The sequence below is a fragment of the Nocardia barduliensis genome, assembly GCF_013315795.1.
In the GTDB taxonomy this organism is placed as follows: domain Bacteria; phylum Actinomycetota; class Actinomycetes; order Mycobacteriales; family Mycobacteriaceae; genus Nocardia; species Nocardia barduliensis.
The window spans coordinates 64,132-83,422 of the sequence record NZ_JABLTE010000029.1 but is presented as its reverse complement, the minus strand read 5'-3'; the positions used below and the strand labels follow the sequence as shown (position 1 = coordinate 83,422).

The following is a 19,291-nucleotide window of genomic DNA, read 5'->3' as shown; positions in this document are numbered from 1 at the left end:
GCGTAGGGTCGGCCCGGGGGGGAGGGGCCGACGTGAACGATGCTACTCGATGATCTGCGATTGTGTGTGCGGGGGGACTACCACTTTCCAAGATTTTTCGGGCACGATTAATTTCCGGACCGACGGCAGTCGGCACCACCGGGCGTTCGGCTGCCTGCGCCGGACCGGACGGTTGGCCGGGCGTTAGCCAAAACCGTTGGCGAGCAAGCCTTTCCGCGCTGATATGACGACATGACCTGCTGCGGCGCCTAGTGTCGCAGAAAATGCCGACCGGTCGCCGCAGAGCGAATTCAGCGCGGGCTCCGGGCGTGTCGGCTGCTCCGGGGTGGCGTGCGGCGTGCCGCGTCCCGAGCGCGGCAGCGGAACTTGTCGTACCCCGATGCGAACATACGTTCGTGCCCACGGACTCGACAGCACAGGCGGAACGCACCCGCTCATCGCGCCGTCGCGCGCTCGGACTTCCGCTATCCGAGTACGGGTCGCACTCGATTCGGGTAGTCCGCTACGCACGCTCCACAGCCCGGGCACGCGGGATCATCGAACCGGTCGCATTCCGATCCGGTACCCCCGAGCACCACTGGATCGGAATGCGGCCTTCTCGCGTGATGCGGTTTTCCCGATCGTTGCCTGGCGCCCGGAACAAATCGGATGAATTTGTCGGTGGCCGGGACAATACTGACTCGGGTATCGGCCGGTCACCCGATCCAGCGAATTGATCGGCGCCCGGAACCTCCGGCGCCGCACGCCGACCACAGAGAACTCATCAACCTCAGGAGAATCATGCCCGACGCAATAGTCGCCGAGGGTCTGGTCAAAAGATATGGCCAGCTGGTGGCCCTCGACGGACTCGATCTGCGGGTCCCGGAAGGAACCGTCACCGCCCTGCTCGGACCCAACGGCGCAGGTAAGACCACCACCGTCCGGGTACTCACCACTCTGCTGGTACCGGATGCCGGACACGCGACGGTCGCGGGAATCGACGTGCTGCGCGATCCGCAGACGTTGCGCTCGCACATCGGGGCATCGGGCCAGTACGCCGCGGTCGACGAATACCTCACCGGTTTCGAGAATCTGGAAATGGTGGGACGTCTTTATCACATGGGCGTGCAGCGGAGTAAGGAACGCGCGCGCGAATTGCTCGAACGATTCCGGCTCACCGACGCCGCCGACCGGCCGGTCAAGGGCTACTCCGGCGGCATGCGGCGGCGCCTGGACCTGGCCGGCGCTCTGGTGGCGAATCCTCCCGTGCTGTTTCTCGACGAGCCGACCACCGGGCTGGATCCCCGTGCGCGCCTGGATCTCTGGGACGTCATCGAGGAGCTGGTGGCGGGCGGGACCACGTTGCTGCTCACCACGCAGTACATGGAGGAGGCCGACCGGCTCGCCGACTCCATCGCGGTGATCGACCACGGCAAGGTGATCGCCAAGGGCACCGCCGACGAACTCAAGACCATGGTGGGCGGCGATCGCATCGAGCTGACCGTGGATCGCGCGGAGAATCTGGGGACGGCCGAGGCCGCGCTGAAGAGTCTGGCCGACGGCGAGATCCACCTGGAGCCGGGATTGCGCCGGATCATCGTGCCGGTCGCCGACGGATCGCAGGCGCTGGTCGAGGCGGTCGGACGGCTGGCCGAGCACAACGTGCAGATCCACGATGTCGGCCTGCGGCGCCCGTCGCTGGACGACGTCTTCCTCACCCTCACCGGTCACGAAGCGGTGACGACCGCCGAGGGTGACAAGTCGAACGACAAGATGGAAGCTACGGAAGGAACGATCCGATGACCGCGACGGCTCCGGCTCTGGCACGGCCCTCGCTGGGTGAACGACTGTCCATCGTGGTCAGCGACAGCGTGACCATCGCGAAGCGCAACGTCATCAAGATCAAGCGAGTACCCGACGTCCTGATCTTCTCCACCCTTTCGCCGATCATGTTCGTGCTGCTGTTCGCCTACGTCTTCGGCGCGGCCATCGACGTGCCCGGCCTGTCCGGCGGCTACCGCGAGTTCCTCATCGCGGGCATCTTCGCGCAGACCGTGGTGTTCGGCGCCACCTTCACCGGCGCGGGCCTGGCCGAGGACATGCAGAAGGGCATCATCGATCGCTTCCGCTCACTGCCGATGGCCTCGTCGGCGGTGCTGGTCGGCCGCACGATCAGTGACGTCGTGATCAACGTGGTCAGCCTGACCGTCATGTCGTTGACCGGTCTGGCCGTCGGCTGGCGGATCCGCGGATCGTTCCTGGACGCGGTGCTGGCCTACATCCTGCTCCTGCTGTTCGCCTACGCGGTGTCCTGGATCATGGCCGTGGTGGGTCTGCTGGTGCGCGCGCCGGAGGTGTTCAACAACGCCAGCTTCATGGTGATCTTCCCGCTCACCTTCATCGCCAACACCTTCGTCCCCAGTGACAAGCTGCCCACCGTGCTGCGGGTGATCGCGGAATGGAACCCGGTATCCGCACTCACCCAGGCGACCCGCGACCTGTTCGGTAACACCAGCCCGATGGCGCCCACGCCGAACGCTTGGTCGCTGCAGCACCCCGTCATCACCTCCCTGGCCTGGGTGGTGGTGATCATGGTGGTATTCGTGCCGCTGGCTCTGCGTCAGTACAAGAAGACCGTCAGCCGCTGACCGGCGACGCCCGGGTCAGTGCTCGTGCTCCGCACCGGCTTCTGCCAAAGGGGTCGGCGCGGAGCCGTTGCGGGAGTATCCGATGCGCGGCGGTGCAGGGGCTGGCTCGGGCTGTTGCGGCCTGCGGCTGCGGATCAAATAGGCTACGCCACCCGCCAGTGCGACGGCGGCCGCGACGATGAGCCGGTTACGTGAACGCGAAGAGACATGCAGGCGCCCCGAGGTCATGGGACCACTCTATGCACAGCCCGGCGATTCGCGCAGGAGTCCCAGCTCACAGTGCCGTGCGGCCCAGTTCCGCGGCCACGTCGCCGACCGTGGCACGATGGGCGGCGTGACCTCACCGAACCAGACATCCGTGGCAACGCTGCACACGAATCACGGCGATATCAAGCTCTCGCTCTTCGGTAACCACGCGCCCAAGACCGTCCGCAATTTCCTGGGTCTCGCCGACGGTTCGGCGCCGTACACCACCGCGAACGCCAGCGGCGGCAATACCGGCCCGTTCTATGACGGCGCCCTGTTCCATCGTGTGATGGCCGGCTTCATGATCCAGGGTGGCGATCCCACCGGTACCGGTCGCGGCGGCCCCGGCTACGAATTCGGTGACGAGTTCCACCCGGAGCTGCGCTTCGACCGGGGCTACCTGCTGGCGATGGCCAACGCGGGACCGGGTACCAACGGCTCGCAGTTCTTCATCACCGTTCGCCCCCAGCCGCACCTCAACCGCAAGCACACGATCTTCGGTGAAGTGGTGGACCCGGATTCCCGCAAGGTCGTCGATGCGATCGCGACCACCAGGACCGATCGCAACGACCGGCCGCTCGAGCCCGTCGTCATCACCAAGATCACGATCGAATGAGACTATGAATCCCCAGCCGCCCGCACCCACGTGCGTCCGCCATCCGAATCGCCCGACCGGCCTGGCCTGCACGCGGTGCGGGCGGCCGTCCTGTGCGGAGTGTCTGCGTCCCGCGGCCGTCGGCCAGCATTGTGTGGACTGTCTGCGCGCGGATCAGCGCAGCGTCGCGCCGGTGCGGACAATCTCGGGCGCAGCGGCGGCCAGGACGGCCGCGCCCTATGTGACCTACGTGCTGATCGCGATCAACGTGGTGATCTACGCGATCACCGCGGCGCAGGCCGAGAGCCTGATGGACAACCAGCGGGGCTCCGCGCTGTTCCTGGACTGGGTGCTGTGGGCACCGGCAGTCGCGGCCGGCGAATGGTGGCGCGTGCTCGGCTCCGGGTTCCTGCACTACGGCCCGATCCATTTGCTGCTCAACATGTTCGCCCTGTACGTGGTGGGCCGGGACGCAGAGCTGGTACTCGGGCGATTGCGGTACCTTTCGGTGTACCTGGTCTCGCTGCTCGGCGGGTCCGCCGGGGTCATGGTGTTCGCGCAGAACAGTCTCACGGCGGGCGCCTCCGGGGCGGTGTACGGCATGTTCGGCGCTATCACGGTCATTCTCATCCGGTTGCGGCAGAACCCGAATCAGATGCTCATCTTGATCGGCATCAACGTGTTCATCAGTTTCTCGCTGCCCGGCATCTCGCTCTGGGGGCATCTCGGTGGTCTGGCCGCGGGCACGCTCGCGACGCTCGGCATCCTGTTCCTGCCCGGTTGGCTGCGGGTGAAAACGCCGGAGGCGGCACGGACGGTCGGTTGGGTATCTGTGGCGCTGATCGCGATCGCTGCGCTTGCACTGGTGTCGGCTGGTGCGATCACTTCCGCTGCCTGACACCGGCATTCGCTTCACGTGAAACATCCGCGTCCGGATGGGCCGACCACCCGGGCGCGGATCAGCCGGTCTTGTCCTCGGTGAGCCGAAGGGCGTCGACCAGTTCGCGGTACACGATCTCCGGGTTCACGCCCAGATCCCAGCGGCCGAAGATCAGCAGCCGCTCCGCGCCGTCCCGTTCGACATCGAGTTCCAGCATGGGCATCTTGCGCCCGAGGCGTCGGTAGCTCACCACGCGGGCGCGGACGATCTGACCCGGGGTGTACTCGTCCGCTCCGGTCAGCGTGCGCACCACCAAGCGGGGCCGGTCACCGGCGACGACGGACAGCCGCGGGCGTTGCCGGAATCCGAGCCCGGCGAGGCCGAGCAGGCCGACGGCCGCCAGCCCGACGAGCAGGCGACTGGCCGCCTCCGTGGTGACGATCGCGGCAATGGCCAGCACGATGCCGCCTACCGTGACCGCGACGAGCGCGGCGGTCGGCGTGGTCCAGGCCTGACTCGGCTCGTCGCGCTGCCATGGGCCGGGGACCGCGGGCTCCGAACTCACAGCACTCCCCAATCGCTCCTCGAGTTGTCCACAGGCTCATCCACAGGTGTGCATGAATGACACGTCTGTAATCCGTGTCGCCGCCGCGCTCAGCGCCAGCGCATCGTCATGATCAGGCCGACCACCATCAGGCCGAAGCCGATCAGGAAGTTCCACGCGTTGAGGTCGTTCATCCAGCTGATCTGCTCCGCCGCCAGGTAGTAGACGAGCAGCCACACCAGCCCGGCGAGCATGAACCCGAGCATGATGGCGACGTACCAGACCGGAGACGGCCCAGCCTGAACCTTCACCGGCGTCCGGCTGGCGGGGTTGATCGTGTAGTCGGTCTTCTTACGGACCTTCGACTTGGGCATGACGTCCTCGTATTCGGCGGTAGGTCGTGGTCTCTAGGCTATCCCAACAGGTAATGGATGCGACGCGGTGCCGTGCCGGGACGTAATCTCGATGCCATGCGTGTTCTGGTCGTCGACAATTACGACAGCTTCGTCTTCAACCTGGTGCAGTACCTCGGTCAGCTGGGTGTGGATGCCGTCGTCTGGCGCAACGACGACGCGAACCTGGCCGACGTCGGCGCGGTCGTGCGCGACTTCGACGGCATCCTGATCAGTCCAGGCCCTGGTACCCCGGATCGTGCGGGCGCCAGCATCCCGCTGGTGCGCGCGTGTGCCGAGCACGATGTTCCGCTGCTCGGGGTGTGCCTCGGCCACCAGGCGATCGGCGAGGCGTTCGGCGCCACCGTCACCAGGGCGCCCGAGTTGTTGCACGGGAAGACGAGCGAAGTCTTCCACATCGGCGCGGGCGTGCTGGCCGGTCTGCCCGACCCGTTCACCGCCACGCGATACCACTCGCTCACCGTGCTCGAGGACACTCTGCCGGAGGAGATCGAGGTGCTCGGGCGCACGGAGAGCGGGATCGTGATGGCCATGCGTCATCGCACGCTGCCCATCCACGGCGTGCAGTTCCATCCGGAATCGGTGCTGACTCAGGGTGGGCATCGGATGCTGGCGAACTGGCTCGGCGTGTGCGGAGAGCGTCCCGCCGAGGGTTTGGTGCAGACGCTGGAGGCGGAGGTCGCCGCGCTGGTGTTGCAGTGACCCGTCCGCACGTGCTGCTGTCGGTGGCGGTGAGCGTCGACGGGTACATCGATGACGCGAGCCCCGAGCGGCTGCGTCTGTCCGACGCGGCGGACTTCGATCGGGTAGACCAGGTTCGTGCGGACTCCGACGCCATCCTGGTGGGAGCGCAGACGCTGCGCAGCGACAATCCGCGGCTGCTCGTCGACAGCCCCGATCGCAGGGCCGACCGGGTCGCGGCGGGCAAGCCGGAGTATCCGCTGAAGGTGACGGTCTCGGCGAGCGGCGACCTGGATCCCGGACTACGGTTCTGGCACCACGGCGGCGACAAGCTGGTCTACACCGCCGAGCCGGGCGCGGCGAAACTCGCCACCCGGCTCACCGGGTTGGCCGAGGTGGTGAATCTGGGCGCCGAAGTGGACTTCGGCGCGCTGCTGGACGATCTGGGCTCGCGCGGGGTCGGCCGTCTCATGGTGGAGGGCGGCACCCGCATCCATACCGCGTTCCTCGCTGCCGATCTGGCCGATGAACTGCACCTCGCCGTGGCCCCCATCTTGGTGGGCGACGCCGCGGCACCTCGCTTTGTCGACCCTGCCGACTTTCCGGGCGCGCCCCACCGCAGAATGCGGCTCACCGGCGTGACGCAAGTCGGCGACGTCGCGGTGTTGCGTTATCTCCCGAAGGCCGAACCGATCTGACGCCGGTGCCCATACGTCGACGATCGACGTGTGCGCCACGGCGTGCGGGGATGGGCGAACCGCGGACGACCGTCGGCCGTCCGCGGCCCGAACTCGTCCGGCACCTCGACCCGGCCGCCGACGCACCGACCGGTCCGGCCGGTGGCGGGCCCTTCGGGTTCACCGCCGAGCGGAAGCCCGAACGGCCCGGCAGCGTGATGTCGAAGTGCTCACGTGGACGCGGAAGGCGTGATGCGCACGGCTTCCGCGCCGGTTCGAGACCTAAGGACGTCCGTAGACGGCGGTCACGAACTCGCCGAGCTGATTGTCGTCCAGGTGCCTGGCCAGGTCCGCCTCACTGATCATGCCGACCAGTCGCTTGTTCTCGATCACCGGCATTCGCTTGACCCGGTTGCTTTCCATCTCGTCGAGCACCTCTTCGATGTCGGCGTTGGCGTCGACCCACCGTGGCGTCGCTTCGCACAGTTCATCGACCCGGCATTCCGACGGGGTCTTGCCCTGGGCGATGCACTTCACCACGATGTCGCGGTCGGTGACGATGCCGCACATCCGCTCGTTCTCGTCCGAGATGATCAGGGACCCGACGTTGAGTTCGGCCATGGTTCGTGCGGCCTGCTCGATGGTCGTGTCCTTCGGGATCCACTGAACGCCGGGTTTCATGATGTCCCTGGCAGTGGTCATGAGCTACCTCCTCGTGCTCAGCTGCGCTGATTGGGATGGAGCAGCATCATTCTCCCGCAATTCACACCGGATGGTCTCGTTTTCGCCGGACCGCCGGTCACGGCGGACCCAGCACCCCCACGCCGACCAGGATGGCGCCGTTCTTCTGCAGAGAACTGCCCGCGGACGGCTGCTGGCTGAGGATACGGCCGACATTGCCCGCGTCGAAGGTGCCCTGGGGCGACTGGCTGATCTGGCTGGTGCTGCCGGTCCACCCTTCCGAGCGCAGCTTCTCCACCGCCTGCGAAACGGTGAGACCGATCAGCGACGGCATCTTCAGATCACCCGCGGACACCTGGATGGTGACCGTGGAACCCTTTTCCGCGCTGCTGCCGCCCGCCGGGCTGGAAGCGACCACTTCACCTTTGGGCTTGGCGGACTGCACCTCCTGGACGACCACCTTGAAGCCGTTGCCCTCGACGTTCGGCTGCGCCACGTCGATCATCTGACCGACGACGTAGGGGACGCGGACCGCCTCCGGGCCGGTGCCGATCGTGACGACGACTTCCCAGTCGACGTCGACCTTCGAACCCGGTGACGGGTTCTGCTCGATCACCTGGTCCTTCTCGGCGGTGCTCGACGGCTTGCGCTCGATGTTCGGGTTGATCCGCAGGCCCTTGGAGTTCAACACCTGCTCGGCCTGCTCCTGGGTCAGTCCCGTGAGCTTCGGCACCTGGACCTGCGCGGGCCCGGAGGACACCTGGACCGTGACGGTGCTGCCCTCATCGATCCGCGAGCCGCCGAGGGGCTGGGTCGCGATCACATTGCCGGTGGCTACCTTGCTGTCGGGCTTCTGCTGGATCGCCACCGTGAAGCCGAGCTTCTGCAACGCGTCCTGAGCCTGCTGGGAGGACTTGTTGGACAGGTCGGGAACGGCGACCTGGTCCGGTCGGCTTCCCGGCCCGAGCAGCACCCAGAACAGCGCGAACACCACGGCGACGGCCGCGACGGCGCCGAGCGCGATGTAGGCGGTCCGGCGCTGACTGTTCGGCTCGGCCGGATCCTGCTCGGCGGTGTCGTCGTCGCGCTCGACGGTGCGGTAGGTGCGCGGCCCGGGTTCGTCCGCGCTCATGAAGGTGGTGCGGTCCTCGTCGGTCATCACCATCGGCGCGATGGGCTTCTGGCCGCCGAGCACCCGGATCAGGTCCGCGCGCATCTCGGCGGCGGTCTGGTAGCGGTTTGCCGGATTCTTGCTCATCGCCTTGAGCACGACCGAGTCCAGCTCGCGTGGAACCCCGGAGTGCACGTGCGAGGGCAGCCGCGGGTCTTCCCGGACGTGCTGGTAGGCGACGGCGACCGGCGAGTCACCCGTGAAAGGCGGCTCGCCGGTGAGGATTTCGAACAGCACGCAGCCGACGGAGTAGACGTCCGAGCGGGCGTCCACCGTCTCGCCGCGCGCCTGTTCGGGCGAGAGGTACTGCGCGGTGCCGATCACCGCGGCGGTCTGCGTCATCGGGTTGGAGCTGTCGGCGATCGCGCGCGCGATGCCGAAGTCCATCACCTTCACCGCGCCCGCCCGGTTGATCATGATGTTCGCGGGCTTCATATCGCGGTGCACGATCCCGGCCTTGTGGCTGAAATCCAAGGCGGCGCAGACGTCGGCGATGATCTCCATCGCGCGCCGCGGCGGCAGGGGTCCCTTGCCGCGCACGATGTCGCGCAGCGTGTCGCCGTCCACGTACTCCATCACGATGTACGGCAGCGGGCCGCCGTCCACCTCGGCCTCGCCGGTGTCGTAGACCGCGACGATCGCCGGGTGGTTGAGCGCGGCGGCGTTCTGCGCTTCGCGCTTGAACCGGAGGTAGAAGGTGGGGTCGCGGGCCAGGTCCGCCCGCAGCACCTTGATCGCCACGTCCCGGCTCAGCCGGATATCGCGGGCCTTGTGCACCTCGGACATACCGCCGAACCCGATGATCTCGCCCAGCTCGTAGCGAGACGAGAGATTCTTCGGGGTCGTCATGGCAGTCCTTGCGAAGAAGTAGCGGGTCCGCTGCGGGTGGCCGAAGGCCCACGGGCACCGGGAATCTCCGGGAATGGTAGGTCGAGGGTCGGGACGCGCGGCCGGGTGGTGGTGGTCGCGGTGGGCGTCGGCTTCGTCGTGCTCGGTGCCGTGGTGGTGGGCGGCGGGGTGGTCGTCGTCGGCTCCGGTGTCGTGGTCTTCGGCTCGGTAGTGGGCGGTTCGTAGGTCTCGGTGTCCACCGGCGGAGGCGCGGGCTTGGGGGTGGTCGTGCTGACCACCGGCGGGACGGGCTTGGGGTTCGGCGCGATCGTCGTCGTCGGCGACGGCGTCGAATCCGGGTTGGTGTCCCCGCCGAACAGCAGGAAGATCGTGAGCGCGCCGAGCAGCACGGCGCCGATGCCCAGACCCGCCAGCCATTTCTGGGTCGAGGTGAACCGGCTGCCGTCGGCGGGCGGCTGATCGCCCGCCGTGCCACGGCTCAGCATCGTGGCCGGAGCGGCAACCGTGCCCGCGCGATTCGCCGCGCCCACCGCGCCGGCCGCCGGCGTCGAGTAGCGCACCGTCGCACCGTCGAAGTCGCTCGGCGTGGAGGGGATCACGGCGGTCGGCCCTGGCGGGAGCACCCGGGTGGCGCCGGTCAGGGGCGCGGCGGCGTGGGCGCCGCTCGGCGGCGGAGGACGACGACCCGCGCGTACCGCGGCGACCGCGTCGGCGAACTCGCCGCCGCTGGCGTAGCGGCGCGCGGGATCCTTCTCCATCGTGATCTCGATCAGTTCGCGCACGTTGCCGGGCAGATCGGCCGGCATCGGGGGCGGCGTCTCGCGCACGTGCTTCATGGCGACGGTGATCGCGCCGTCGCCGGTGAACGGCCGCTGTCCGGCCAGCGCCTCGTAGCCGACCACCGCGAGCGAGTAGACGTCGCTGGCCGCGGTGGCGTCCTCGCCGACCGCCTGCTCAGGGGCGATGTACTGGGCGGTGCCCATCACCATGCCGGTCTTGGTGACCGGGGAGGCGTCCACCGCCTTGGCGATGCCGAAGTCGGTGATCTTCACCTGTCCGGTCGGGGTGACCAGGATGTTGCCCGGTTTCACGTCGCGGTGCACGACGCCCGCGCGGTGCGCCACGTCCAGCGCGCGCCCGGTCTGCTCGAGCAGGTCGAGGCCTTGCGCCACCGACAGCCTGCCGAGCCGGTTGAGCACGGTGTTCAACGGCTCGCCCTGGACGAACTCCATGACCAGGTAGGCGATCTCGCTGCCCTGCGGGTCGATGGTCTCGCCGTAGTCGTAGATCCCCGCGATGCCGGGGTGATTCAGCTGGGCGGTGGTCTTCGCCTCGGTGCGGAATCGATGCCGGAACGTCGGGTCGGCGGAGAACTCCGACTTCAGCACCTTGACCGCGACCCTGCGGTCGAGCCTGGTGTCCAACGCTTCCCAGACCTGGCCCATGCCGCCGGTCGCGATCAACCGCTGCAGCCGGTACCGGTCGGCGATCATCGCACCGTTGTTCAGCATCGAGGTCCCCGTACCTTCACTCGCACATCCATATCGTTCAGCCCCCTCGAAGACCGGCGTTCAGGACCGCGCGAGCCACCGGCGCGGCCACCGAGCCACCGGTCGCGGCAAGCGCCCGGTCCCCGCCGTTCTCCACGATCACCGCGATGGCGATCTTCGGGTTCTGCGCGGGGGCGAACGCGATATACCAAGCGTGCGGCGGCGTGCTGCGCGGGTTGGCCCCGTGCTCCGCGGTGCCGGTCTTGGACGCGATCTGATAAGGGGTCTGGCCACCTCCGGCGGTATTGCTCTCCGACGCGATCATCAGGTTGGTCAGGGTCGACGCTACCTCGGCGCTGACGGCCTGGCCGACCGAGACCGGCTTGGTCTTGGTCAGCTCGCTCAGGTCCGGGCCCTGCAACTGGTCGACCAGGTAGGGCTCCATCCGGACGCCGCCGTTGGCGATGGTCGCGGCGACGACCGCGTTCTGCAGCGGGGTCAGTGCAACGTCACGCTGCCCGATGCTGCTCTGGGCCAGCGCCGCCTGGTCGGAGATCGGGCCGACGGTGCTCTCCGCCACCGGCATCGGGATCCCGCGGCGCGGGCCGACACCGAACGCGGCCGCCTCGTCCTTGAGCTTCGCGGCGCCCACCTTCAGCCCGAGTTCGGCGAACGCGGTGTTGCACGAGCGCCGGAACGCCTCGAACAACGAGGCGGTCGGGTTGGGACCGCACGTGGAGCCGTTGTAGTTCTCCATCGGAACGCTGGTGCCGGGCGGGGTGATGTTCGGCGCGGCGGTGAACTGGTCGTCGGGCGTGGCCAGGCCGTTGGCCAGCGCGGCGGCGGTGACCACGACCTTGAACGTGGACCCGGGCGGATAGGTCTGCGAGATGGCGCGATTCAACATGGGATGGCGCGGATCCGCACTCAGGGTTTCCCACGCCTGGGTGCCGCGCGCGCCGTCGTGCCCGGACAGCAGGTTCGGGTCGTAGCTCGGCGTGGACACCATGGTGAGAATCTTGCCGGTGCTCGGCTCGATCGCCACCACCGATCCGGTGTAGCCCTTGCTGGTCATCTGGTCGTAGGCGACCTGCTGCATCATCGGGTCGAGCGTGGTGACCACGTTGCCGCCGCGGGGATCCCGGCCGGAGATCAGGTCGACGAGGCGGCTGCCGAACAACTGGCTGTCGGAGCCGTTGAGCACCGAGTCCTCGGCGCGCTCCAAGCCGGTGCTGCCGTACTGCATCGAGTAGAAACCGGTCGCGGGCGCGTACGCCTCCGGCTCGGTGGGATAGGTGCGCAGGTACTTGTAGCGGTCGTCGGTCGCGATCGAACCGGCCAGCACGGCACCGCCCGCCGAGATCTGCCCGCGTTGACGGGAGTACTCGTCCAGCAGCACGCGGGAGTTGCGTGGATCCGAGCGCAGGTCGTCGGCTTTGATCACCTGCACGTAGGTGGCATTCGCCAGCAGCGCGACGACCATCACCATCACCGCGACGGCGACTCGGCGTAGTGGAGTGTTCATGTCAGGGGCCCTGCCTCCGGTCGTCCCGCGTCGCGGCGCAGCATCTCGGTCTGCGCGTCGGCGAGCGGCGCCGGCTCCTTCTTACGCACCGGGGCGGGCGCGCGGGCGGCGTCGGAGATCTTGATCAGCAACGCGAGCAACGCGTAGTTGGCCAACAGTGAAGAGCCGCCGTAGGACATGAACGGGGTGGTGAGACCGGTCAGCGGAATCAGCTTTGTCACCCCGCCGACCACCACGAACAGCTGGATCGCGATGGTGAACGACAGGCCGGCCGCGAGCAGCTTGCCGAAGCTGTCGCGCACCGCGAGCGCGGTGCGCAACCCGCGTACCACGAACACCAGGAAAAGCACCAGCACCGCGGCGAGCCCGATCAGCCCCAGTTCTTCGCCGATGGTGGTGACGATGAAGTCGGTCTTGGCGAAGGGCACCTGATTGGGCCGTCCGCTGCCGAGGCCGGTCCCGGCGAGGCCGCCGGTGGCCAGGCCGAACAGCGACTGGGAGATCTGATAGCCGGTGTTGTTGTAGTCGTCGAACGGGTGCAGCCAGGTCTCTACCCTGACCCGCACGTGGCCGAACAACTGGTAGGCGAAAACGAATCCGAGGGCGAGCAGTCCGCCGCCGATGACCAGCCAGCCGACCCGTTCGGTGGCGATGTAGAGCATCACCAGCACGGTGCTGAAGATCAGCAGCGAGGTGCCGAGATCCTTCTCGAACACCAGCACGCCGATGCAGACGATCCAGACGGCCAGGATCGGACCGAGGTCGCGGCCGCGCGGGAACTCCATGCCGAGTACGTGCCGCCCGGCGGCGGTGAACAGCTCGCGCTTGGCGACCAGCACCGAGGCGAAGAAGATGATCAGCAGGATCTTCGCGAACTCGCCGGGCTGGACGCTGAAGCCGGGCAGCCGGATCCAGATCTTCGCGCCGTTGGTCTCGGAGAACGCGCTGGGCAGCAGCGCCGGGATGGCCAGCGCGACAAGTCCGATCAGGCCGAGGGTGTAGCTGTAGCGGGCCAGCGTGCGGTAGTCGCGCAGGGCGATCAGCAGCGTGATGAACACCAGCGTGCCCAGCGCGGTCCACAGGATCTGCTGGGTGGCGTCGGGGGAAGGGGTCGCCCACGAGTTGTAGGCGGCGGTCTGCTGGTCGGCCAGATCGAGGCGGTGGATGAGCACGAGGCCGAGGCCGTTGAGCAGCGCGACGATGGGCAGCAGCAGCGGATCGGCGAAGGGGGCGAACCGCCGCACGGCCAGGTGCGCGATCGCGAACAGCGCCAGATAGGCCAGACCGTACTTGGCGATGTCCCAGGTGATCGACTGTTCCTGACTGGCCTCGACCAGGAAGAGGGACACGGTGGTGATCACCGCCGCCGCGGCGAGCAGCAACAGTTCGACGTTTCGTCTGGTGCTCGGCGGTGGCGCGGGAGCGAAGCCGCCAGGGGGACTGGGGAAAGCTCCAGCCGACGGCGGTGCCGGCGCGGACATCAGTCCGTCACCCGGCAGCTCTCCCCCGTGGTCTGGGGGGTCGGCGATGTGCTCGACGGCGGGGCAGGAGCCTCCGACTTCGTCGGCGTCTTGATCTCGGTGCCCCTGGCATCGCCCTGCTCCGGCGCCGGTGCGGGCGCACCGGTGGCCGGTGGCGGCGCAGCGCCGTTGGGCGCGGGTGGTGCGGGCTCGGGAGACGGGACGACCCCGGGCTGCGGCGCCGATTCCTTGACCGGGCACGGCGGCAGCAGTTCGCGCTGGGCGAGGTAGGTCATCGAGTCTCTGGCCTTGTCCAGCGAACCCGGCGGCAACCCCTTGTCCACCTGATCGCGGCCGGTCTGCTTCAGATCGCTGACCTTCAGCGGCTTGCACGAGGACGGCACGTCCTGGCCGGGCTCGGACAGGGTGAGTTCACCGTTGCGGGTGACACACCCGACCAGGTTCACGTCGTGGATGGAGTAGCCGAGGATCGACCCGGGCAGCCCGCGCAGGATCACCACCGAACCGTCGTCCGCGCCGACGTAGTAGTTGCTGCGGATCATCTTGTAGCCGACGACGAGCCCCACGCAGACGGCGACGACGAGCGCCAGCGCGAGCACGATCCAGCGCAGCCGGTGTGACTTCTTGGCGGGCGGCTCGGGCGCGGCGGCGGCCCGGCGCGGCGCGGCGCGCGGCGGACGCAGGGCCGAGGCCCGGCCCGCGGCGGTGTTGGGCGGCGGGGTGTCCTCGTCCACGCCGGACGCGGCGCCCGCCACGATCGGGTGGCTCTGGCCGTAGTCCAGATCGATGACGTCGGCCACCACGACGGTCACGTTGTCGGGACCGCCGCTGCGCAACGCCAGCTCGATGAGCCGGTCGGCGCACTCGTCGGTGCTGCCCTCGCGCATCGTGTTCGCGATGGTCTCGTCGCTGACCACGTCGGAGAGGCCGTCGGAGCACAGCAGGTAGCGGTCGCCCGCGCGGGATTCGCGCATGATCAGCGTCGGCTCGATCTCGTTGCCGGTGAGCGCGCGCATGATCAGCGAACGCTGCGGATGCGTGTGCGCCTGCTCCGGTGTGATCCTGCCCTCATCGACCAGCGACTGCACGAACGTGTCGTCCCGGGTGATCTGGGTGAGCTCGCCGCCGCGCAACAGATAGGCGCGCGAGTCGCCGATGTGCACGAGGCCGAGTTTCTTGCCCGCGAACAGGATTGCGGTGAGCGTGGTGCCCATGCCGTCGAGCTCGGGCTCCTCCTCGACCTGATCGGCGATGGCCGCGTTGCCTTCTCGGGTCGCCGCGTCGAGCTTGCCGAGCAGATCGTCGCCGGGTTCGTCGTCGTCGAGATGGGCGAGCGCGGCGATCATCAACTGGGACGCGACTTCTCCCGCGGCATGGCCACCCATGCCGTCGGCGAGTGCGAGCAGCCGGGCGCCCGCGTACACGGAGTCTTCGTTGTTGCCTCGGACGAGACCGCGGTCGCTGCGCGCTGCGTAGCGGAGAACAAGTGTCACGATCGCAGCTCGATCACTGTCTTGCCGACACGGACGGGCGTGCCGAGCGGAACTCGGACCGCGGTGGTGACTTTCGCGCGATCGAGGTATGTGCCGTTCGTCGAGCCGAGGTCTTCCACGTACCAGTCGTCACCACGCGGCGACAGTCGCGCATGTCTGGTCGAGGCGTAATCATCGGTGAGTACCAGCGTGGAATCGTCCGCACGCCCGATCAGCACCGGTTGGGTGCCGAGCGAGATGCGGGTGCCGGCGAGTGAACCCTGAGTCACCACAAGAAATTTGGCGCCCTTCTGGCCCCGGCTGAAGGATGGCAGCACCGCGGAACCGCGAGCGGCCCTGGGCTGGATCCGAATGCCGGATGCCGCGTAGATGTCGCTGCGCAACGTGCGCAGCACAGCCCACACGAACAACCACAACAGCAGCAGGAACCCCGCACGGGTCAATTGCAGGATGAGTCCCTGCACGGCGCTCCACCTCCTGTTCGACCGTGTACGTAGGTGCGGTTCGACCACCCCCACCAGCCTGCTGGTCTTGCCGGCCCCGGTGTCGGCGCCGCGCGTGTGTTGGCAGCATCATAGGGCCGTCGGTCGATTTCGATCACGATAAGACCGACGAATCCCTCGAGAGCCATGTCGTGACCTGCACCGCGAGCTTACGGGATCAGACGATACGGATCAGGATCTCGGAGTGCCCGGCACGGATGACATCGCCGTCGGCGAGCTGCCAATCCTGCACCGGGGAGCCGTTCACCAGGGTGCCGTTGGTGGAGCCGAGGTCGGACAACATCGCGGTCTGGCCGTCCCAGCGCACCTCGATGTGCCTGCGCGACACGCCCGTGTCGGGCAACCGGAAGTGCGCGTCCTGGCCGCGGCCGATGATGTTGCTGCCTTCCCGCAGCTGGTAAGTCCGGCCGCTGCCGTCGTCCAGCTGGAGGGTCGCCGAATAGCCCGAACCGGCCTGCGGCGCGGCGCCGTAGCCTTGCCCGCCCGCGTAGCCCTGCGGCGCGCCGTAGCCCGGCTGCTGGGAGTACGCCTGGCCGTAGCCACCCTGGTCGTCCTGGGCGTAGCCGGGTTGGTCGGCGTAGTTCTGATCGCCGTAGTTCGGATCGGTGTAGCCCGACTGCCCGTATCCGGGCTGACCGTAGGCCGGCTGCGCGTAGCCCTGGTCGGCGTAGCCTTGCTGGCCGTAACCGGGATCGCTGTAGCCCGGCTGGCCGTACCCCGGCTCGGCGTAGCCCTGCTGGCCATAACCCGGGTCGCCGTAGCCTTGCTGGCCGTAGCCGCGGTCACCGTAGCCCGCCTGCTGGCCGTAGCCCGGCTCACCGTAGCCGGGCTGCTGGCCGTAGCCCGAGTCGGCGTAACCCTGCTGCCCGTAGCCCTGACCGCCCTGCTGGTAGTCGTAGCCGTTCTGGTAGTCGCCGTAACCCTGCTGCGCGTCCGGAGCCTGGTAATCCGCCCCGTACGCCCCGCCGCGGCCGTAATCGTCGCGGTACGCGCCGTTCTGCGCACCGCCGCGACCGGCAGGCGGTGGAGCGTACCCGCGGTTGCGTGGATCGGACTCCGCGGGCTCACGGCTCGGGTCGTAGCCTGAGTTCTGCGTCATGGGGCCAGCTCCTGGTTGCGGGTGTGCAGGTCGTTGTGGCGGTGATTCGGGGCCGCGAGCCGCGCCGGCTCTGTGTCCGACGTCGGGATCGACGCGGCCACTCGCCCTGAACTGTCCGGTGTGCAGCGTAGGGGATGCCTCGAACGCCACGTGTACGTCGCCGTAGGTCTGCCAGCCTTGCTCGCGGATGTAGTCCTGTAGGTGTTTGGCGAACGCGCGGGTGGTGAGGTCGTGGTCGGCATCCAACTGCTGGTGATCGGAAGTGTTGATCGTGATCACATAGCTGTTGGGTGCCAGCAGATGCCCGCCGCCCAGGTCCTGGACATGATCGGCGGCCTCGCGCTGCAGCGCCGCCTCCACCTCCTGGGGTACGACACTGCCGCCGAATACTCTGGCGAACACGTCACCGACGGCGCCTTGCAGACGACGCTCGAATCGCGAAACGATGCCCATCTCGGCCTCCCTTCGGTGAGCGTCTCTTCCTGATTCGTAACAACGACACGCGTGTATGGCGTGTCGTTTATCGACCACGTTCATTGCATGATATCCACGATCGTCCACACCTGTAACTCTTGGCGACGGCCCTGGGTTCCCGGGCCTGTTCAGCCCCCCGGTCAGGCCTCTGAAATGGCGATTTCGTATCCGGCGCGAGGCCGTGATACTGTCTCCCAGTCGCTCGGGCGAGTGGCGGAATGGCAGACGCGCTGGCTTCAGGTGCCAGTGTCCTTCGGGACGTGGGGGTTCAAGTCCCCCTTCGCCCACAGATCGCGGAAGCCGCGTGTCAGATCCTACTGGCACGCGGCTTTCCTGTTGTGACCCGGATCGAGGCCTTCCCGGCCCGAGAAGCCGGAGTCGGCGACTCAGGCCACCGGACCGTGGCGGTCGATGAAGCGCTGTTCGAACGCGGCGACGAATTCCACCTGGTCCGTCGCGGACGAGGAGGGTGCGAACTCGCCGTCGTCGGCGACGTAGAAGATCACCCGGCGGGAACGCGCGTCCGCGGGCACGTGCACTCGCCAGCCGAAGCGAAGGCGCTCGGCGGTCAGCTGGGACAGCGGATAGCCGGTCGTGTCCAACTGCCGTCCGGTGATGTAGTCCCGTACCCGGCTGATCGCCTGCTCGGCAGGCAGCGGCTCGGGCATCGTGGACAGCAGTCCGGCCACCGAGAATTGATAGAGCGCGCCGTCGATGTCGCAGCGGCCGTCATCGCCGAAGACGTCGACCAGCGCCGCTCGCGTCACCCTGCCCGCCTCGGCGGCGGACAACAATACTTCTACCGCCTCCGGCGTGTCGTTGCCCAGGCTGTCCGGGAGCGCCCCAGCCACGATCTTCATCGCGGTCTCGCGTGTCCACATACCGGGCACCGCGGGCGCGCACTCTTGTGCGGACGGCGACTGCCCGCGGTACCACCGTCCCGCCTCCCACCAGTAACAGAACGACAGCAGCCCCGAAGCCGCCCGCGGGTTCAACACCGGGTCAGCCACCCATTCCGGCGCACCGCCGTACAGCTCGGGCATCGGTGCGCCCGCGTTGTACACAGCGTCCAAGCTGGGCGCGTTCCATACGCCACCGGACAACACGGCTCGCCCGGCTGGAAGCGCGTGCAACGTCGACCCGCCGCGTGCGGTGCCCTCGAAGATCCCGACCCAGGGCAGCATTCGTGGACCCCAGTCCGACTTCGCGGCCACGAAAGCCGCGGCGATCGTCGTCCACCTGGCCCACATCTGCGGGAACGGCGGGAACTCGTTCTCGGCGAGCACGGCCCAGACCTGTTCGGCGCGGTCGGCGCGAGCCTGTGCCGCCGCCTGCTGCGGGGTGCGCCGCTGCCGGTCGCCATGACCGATGTACGCGGCCAGCCACACCGGCAGCTTCTCGCGCGGATACGCCTCGAGGTCGGCGCTGTATGCCTCAGGCACGAACAGTTGACCGTCCGGGAAGGGCTCGTCGCCGTAGTCGTACGCGACCTCGATCTCGCCGGAGCTGGTCATCGCGACCAGCAATCGCCACCACGGCCCGGAACTGGTTCGCGCCGCCGCGGCACGCTGCTCCCGGATGATCACCATCACAGACTCCGGTAGGTCGACCGCTACGACTGCTGCTCCGACCGAGTACACGACGTGGCAGATCTCACCCGCCACAGTGACCGCGAAAGCCGCGTCCACGCGCTGCCAACCCGTGGGACCGTGCGCCGCCAAGGCGCGAGCGAGGGGATGGTCGGCGGTGAGTTCACTCGCTTCGTCCGCCAACTCTCCTCCTTCTCGGGCATATCTCACGCCCGATGAACTCCGACGAGAAATGTTCTAACAGGTTTCCCACGCTCGCCGCCCTCTGTTGGG

At 68.0% G+C, this 19,291-nt stretch carries 17 protein-coding genes and 1 tRNA gene; 7 read left to right on the top strand and 11 right to left on the bottom strand.

Annotated elements, in window-relative coordinates; translation table 11 throughout:
* Window positions 1-780: 780 nt before the first annotated feature.
* The 4 genes from HOV91_RS14930 to HOV91_RS14915 all read left to right on the top strand — a co-directional run bounded on the left by HOV91_RS14930 (window position 781) and on the right by HOV91_RS14915 (window position 4,366).
* Window positions 781-1,782 (top strand): ATP-binding cassette domain-containing protein, encoded by a 1,002-nt coding sequence (locus HOV91_RS14930; RefSeq protein ID WP_174185983.1) that lies wholly within the window; start codon window positions 781-783, stop codon window positions 1,780-1,782.
* Window positions 1,779-2,627 carry an ABC transporter permease gene (locus HOV91_RS14925; RefSeq protein ID WP_174185982.1) on the top strand — a complete coding sequence of 283 codons (849 nt, stop codon included), beginning with the start codon at window positions 1,779-1,781 and terminating at the stop codon, window positions 2,625-2,627. The genes HOV91_RS14930 and HOV91_RS14925 overlap by 4 nt, the downstream gene beginning before the upstream one ends.
* Before the next feature lie 334 nt (window positions 2,628-2,961).
* Complete coding sequence (locus HOV91_RS14920; protein ID WP_043717504.1) at window positions 2,962-3,489, top strand: peptidylprolyl isomerase; 528 nt, start codon at window positions 2,962-2,964, stop codon at window positions 3,487-3,489.
* Window positions 3,490-3,493: 4 nt separating this feature from the next.
* Window positions 3,494-4,366 carry a rhomboid family intramembrane serine protease gene (locus tag HOV91_RS14915; protein WP_174185980.1) on the top strand — a complete coding sequence of 291 codons (873 nt, stop codon included), beginning with the start codon at window positions 3,494-3,496 and terminating at the stop codon, window positions 4,364-4,366.
* Window positions 4,367-4,427: 61 nt separating this feature from the next.
* On the opposite strand, the gene HOV91_RS14910 is transcribed toward HOV91_RS14915, so the two are convergent.
* On the bottom strand, window positions 4,428-4,913 hold the full coding sequence (locus tag HOV91_RS14910) for a PH domain-containing protein (protein WP_174185979.1): 486 nt from the start codon (window positions 4,911-4,913) through the stop codon (window positions 4,428-4,430).
* 89 nt (window positions 4,914-5,002) lie between these two features.
* Window positions 5,003-5,266: a cell division protein CrgA gene (gene crgA, locus HOV91_RS14905; protein ID WP_174185978.1), complete on the bottom strand. Its 264-nt coding sequence runs from the start codon at window positions 5,264-5,266 to the stop codon at window positions 5,003-5,005.
* Between the two features lie 96 nt (window positions 5,267-5,362).
* On the opposite strand from crgA, the gene HOV91_RS14900 reads away from it, so the two are divergent.
* A complete protein-coding gene (locus HOV91_RS14900; protein ID WP_174185977.1) occupies window positions 5,363-6,007 on the top strand; it encodes an aminodeoxychorismate/anthranilate synthase component II in 645 nt (214 codons plus the stop codon).
* The gene (locus tag HOV91_RS14895) at window positions 6,004-6,684 is read left to right on the top strand and encodes a RibD family protein (protein ID WP_174185976.1); all 681 of its coding nucleotides are present in this window, start codon (window positions 6,004-6,006) and stop codon (window positions 6,682-6,684) included. The genes HOV91_RS14900 and HOV91_RS14895 overlap by 4 nt, the downstream gene beginning before the upstream one ends.
* Window positions 6,685-6,945: 261 nt before the next feature.
* Here the strand turns inward: HOV91_RS14895 and HOV91_RS14890 are convergent, their stop codons facing one another.
* From HOV91_RS14890 to HOV91_RS14855, 8 genes are all read right to left on the bottom strand, one after another.
* Window positions 6,946-7,365: a CBS domain-containing protein gene (locus tag HOV91_RS14890; protein ID WP_174185975.1), complete on the bottom strand. Its 420-nt coding sequence runs from the start codon at window positions 7,363-7,365 to the stop codon at window positions 6,946-6,948.
* 97 nt (window positions 7,366-7,462) lie between these two features.
* Window positions 7,463-9,364: a Stk1 family PASTA domain-containing Ser/Thr kinase gene (pknB, locus tag HOV91_RS14885; protein ID WP_174185974.1), complete on the bottom strand. Its 1,902-nt coding sequence runs from the start codon at window positions 9,362-9,364 to the stop codon at window positions 7,463-7,465.
* Window positions 9,361-10,875 (bottom strand): protein kinase domain-containing protein, encoded by a 1,515-nt coding sequence (locus HOV91_RS14880; protein WP_174185973.1) that lies wholly within the window; start codon window positions 10,873-10,875, stop codon window positions 9,361-9,363. Before HOV91_RS14880 ends, pknB begins: the two co-directional genes overlap by 4 nt.
* A gap of 37 nt (window positions 10,876-10,912) precedes the next feature.
* Window positions 10,913-12,379 carry a peptidoglycan D,D-transpeptidase FtsI family protein gene (locus HOV91_RS14875; RefSeq protein ID WP_174185972.1) on the bottom strand — a complete coding sequence of 489 codons (1,467 nt, stop codon included), beginning with the start codon at window positions 12,377-12,379 and terminating at the stop codon, window positions 10,913-10,915.
* On the bottom strand, window positions 12,376-13,860 hold the full coding sequence (locus HOV91_RS14870; protein ID WP_174185971.1) for an FtsW/RodA/SpoVE family cell cycle protein: 1,485 nt from the start codon (window positions 13,858-13,860) through the stop codon (window positions 12,376-12,378). Before HOV91_RS14870 ends, HOV91_RS14875 begins: the two co-directional genes overlap by 4 nt.
* Window positions 13,860-15,353 (bottom strand): PP2C family protein-serine/threonine phosphatase, encoded by a 1,494-nt coding sequence (locus tag HOV91_RS14865; protein ID WP_174185970.1) that lies wholly within the window; start codon window positions 15,351-15,353, stop codon window positions 13,860-13,862. Before HOV91_RS14865 ends, HOV91_RS14870 begins: the two co-directional genes overlap by 1 nt.
* On the bottom strand, window positions 15,350-15,817 hold the full coding sequence (locus HOV91_RS14860) for an FHA domain-containing protein FhaB/FipA (protein ID WP_014980860.1): 468 nt from the start codon (window positions 15,815-15,817) through the stop codon (window positions 15,350-15,352). The genes HOV91_RS14865 and HOV91_RS14860 overlap by 4 nt, the downstream gene beginning before the upstream one ends.
* A 196-nt stretch (window positions 15,818-16,013) precedes the next feature.
* Window positions 16,014-17,408 carry an FHA domain-containing protein gene (locus HOV91_RS14855; RefSeq protein WP_174185969.1) on the bottom strand — a complete coding sequence of 465 codons (1,395 nt, stop codon included), beginning with the start codon at window positions 17,406-17,408 and terminating at the stop codon, window positions 16,014-16,016.
* Window positions 17,409-17,633: 225 nt separating this feature from the next.
* On the opposite strand from HOV91_RS14855, the gene HOV91_RS14850 reads away from it, so the two are divergent.
* Window positions 17,634-17,716: transfer RNA gene (locus HOV91_RS14850), tRNA-Leu, on the top strand.
* Between the two features lie 99 nt (window positions 17,717-17,815).
* On the opposite strand, the gene HOV91_RS14845 is transcribed toward HOV91_RS14850, so the two are convergent.
* Window positions 17,816-19,201, bottom strand: a complete 1,386-nt coding sequence (locus HOV91_RS14845) for a hypothetical protein (RefSeq protein ID WP_174185968.1) — start codon at window positions 19,199-19,201, stop codon at window positions 17,816-17,818.
* Between the last annotated feature and the right edge of the window lie 90 nt (window positions 19,202-19,291).

Excerpts from the sequence above, each read along its gene's own strand:
- HOV91_RS14925 (WP_174185982.1), top strand. The coding sequence starts at position 1,779 with ATGACCGCGACGGCTCCGGCTCTGGCACGGCCCTCGCTGGGTGAACGA.
- HOV91_RS14900 (WP_174185977.1), top strand. The coding sequence starts at position 5,363 with ATGCGTGTTCTGGTCGTCGACAATTACGACAGCTTCGTCTTCAACCTG.
- HOV91_RS14890 (WP_174185975.1), bottom strand. The coding sequence starts at position 7,365 with ATGACCACTGCCAGGGACATCATGAAACCCGGCGTTCAGTGGATCCCG.
- HOV91_RS14880 (WP_174185973.1), bottom strand. The coding sequence starts at position 10,875 with ATGCTGAACAACGGTGCGATGATCGCCGACCGGTACCGGCTGCAGCGG.
- HOV91_RS14870 (WP_174185971.1), bottom strand. The coding sequence starts at position 13,860 with ATGTCCGCGCCGGCACCGCCGTCGGCTGGAGCTTTCCCCAGTCCCCCT.
- crgA (WP_174185978.1), bottom strand. The coding sequence starts at position 5,266 with ATGCCCAAGTCGAAGGTCCGTAAGAAGACCGACTACACGATCAACCCC.
- HOV91_RS14855 (WP_174185969.1), bottom strand. The coding sequence starts at position 17,408 with ATGGGCATCGTTTCGCGATTCGAGCGTCGTCTGCAAGGCGCCGTCGGT.
- pknB (WP_174185974.1), bottom strand. The coding sequence starts at position 9,364 with ATGACGACCCCGAAGAATCTCTCGTCTCGCTACGAGCTGGGCGAGATC.
- HOV91_RS14930 (WP_174185983.1), top strand. The coding sequence starts at position 781 with ATGCCCGACGCAATAGTCGCCGAGGGTCTGGTCAAAAGATATGGCCAG.
- HOV91_RS14915 (WP_174185980.1), top strand. The coding sequence starts at position 3,494 with ATGAATCCCCAGCCGCCCGCACCCACGTGCGTCCGCCATCCGAATCGC.
- HOV91_RS14875 (WP_174185972.1), bottom strand. The coding sequence starts at position 12,379 with ATGAACACTCCACTACGCCGAGTCGCCGTCGCGGTGATGGTGATGGTC.